At 61.7% G+C, this 1759-nt stretch carries 2 protein-coding genes; both read left to right on the top strand.

Annotated elements, in window-relative coordinates:
• Positions 1-132: 132 nt before the first annotated feature.
• Positions 133-1092, top strand: a complete 960-nt coding sequence (locus tag B059_RS0118320; RefSeq protein ID WP_018079675.1) for a site-specific integrase — start codon at positions 133-135, stop codon at positions 1090-1092.
• Positions 1089-1759, top strand: a 671-nt coding sequence (locus tag B059_RS0118315) for a tyrosine-type recombinase/integrase (RefSeq protein ID WP_018079674.1), incomplete at its 3' end; no start/stop codon positions are given. The genes B059_RS0118320 and B059_RS0118315, both read left to right, overlap by 4 nt.

The following is a 1759-nucleotide window of genomic DNA, read 5'->3' as shown; positions in this document are numbered from 1 at the left end:
TTATGGAAAGTAGCCGGGGTGGTTTTCGTTAAGAGGTAGGCTGTAAGCGGCCCGGCAGCAGCTGATGCCGCCGCAAGCTATACATAATTCCAGCGGTCGTATGAAGTGGTGACTCCACTTCAGGAGACCGTTATGAACCACACCACACTACATCGGGCCGCGCCAAGTGCGCGGCCACCTACTGCATCCACGGACCACATTGCCGAGGAACTCCGCCACTACGACACACACCTGCGCGATGTGCGAGGGCTGGCGGCGGAGACGCGCCGCCATCGGGTTCGTATCGTGGATCGTTTCCTGCATCAGAAATACACAGGGTGCCCTGTCAATATTGCCGAGCTGCGCCCCGACGACGTGCGTGGTTTCCTTGCCAGCCAACTTGATGCGCGCCGAACCCCGTCCAACGCATCGCAACTCGCATCGGCACTGCGCAGTTACTTCCGCTACCGGACCACCTGCGGCGATCAGGTCGGAGCGCTGACCGCAGTCATTACGTCACCCGTCCACTGGAAGTTGGCGACCTTGCCACGTGCGTTCACGCCGGATGAAATCGAGCGCCTACTGAACTCCTTTGCCGACGCCAGACGTTGGCCGAAGCGTGGCTACGCCATTGTGCGTTGCGCATTGGACATGGGGCTGCGGTCGTGCGAGATCGCCAATCTGAAGATTGGCGACATCGACTGGCGCGCCGGCACGGTGACGCTGAGGAGCACGAAGTCGATGCGACAGGACATCTTGCCATTGCCGATGGCGACTGGGCAGGCGCTGGCCGACTACCTGCAACATGAGCGCCCCGCCACCAACAATCCAACCATCTTCGTTCGACACCTTGCACCACACGACCAACCAATCACCGCCAACGCCATCCGGGGTGTGATACGTAGGGCATATCGACGCATCGGCCTGACGCATTCCCGTTCGCATGCGCTACGTCACACGCTGGCGTGCCGATTGGTCGAGAACGGCAGTTCGCTCAAAGAGGTGGCCGATGTGCTGCGCCACCGTTCTCTGAACACTACCCTGATCTACGCCAAGCTCGACACGCCGAAGCTGTCGGCCGTTGCCCTGCCGTGGCCAGGGAGCGCATCATGAGCACGCGCATCGGCTTGCAGCAGAGAATCGACGACTACCTTGCCGAGCGGCGTCGCCTCGGTTTCCAGCTGCGCTCGCGGGATACGCTTCTGGCCGGATTCGCCCGTTATGTTGCCGACCGGCATCACCGTGGGCCACTGACGGCTGAGTTGATGGTGGATTGGGCGCGCCAGGACAGGTGGCATCGCGAAACCCCATCAACCTGGGCCGTCCGTCTGGCGAAGGTTCGCCATTTCGCCCGCTACCTGAAGCAGTTCGAACCGGATACCGAAGTGCCGGAGGAATCGACCTTTGGTCCGGAGCCGGGACGTGTCGCCCCGCACATCTTCCATGAGGACGAAATCGTCGAATTGCTGGCAGCGGCCCGTCGGATTGGACCGCAGGGGAACATCCGCCCGGCTACCTACGAAACCCTGTTCGGCCTGATGGCTTCGACTGGCCTGCGGGTCTCGGAGGCCATTCATCTGCGCAATGCCGATGTCGATCTCAAGCACGGGATGCTGATCATCCGGCAAACCAAATTCGCCAAGTCGCGCCAACTGCCCATACACCCAAGTACCGTCGCCGCACTGCTGCGCTACCGGCGGCAGCGTTCGCAGCATGTTGCCACAAGTGCCGACATGCCTTTCCTGATCAGTAGTCGTGGCCGACGGCTGGGACAGCCGCT

Origin of the sequence: Thiobacillus denitrificans DSM 12475, from assembly GCF_000376425.1 — a bacterium.
GTDB lineage: Bacteria > Pseudomonadota > Gammaproteobacteria > Burkholderiales > Thiobacillaceae > Thiobacillus > Thiobacillus denitrificans.
Note: the sequence above shows the minus strand (reverse complement) of the source record. Positions and strands in the feature narration are given on the sequence as shown.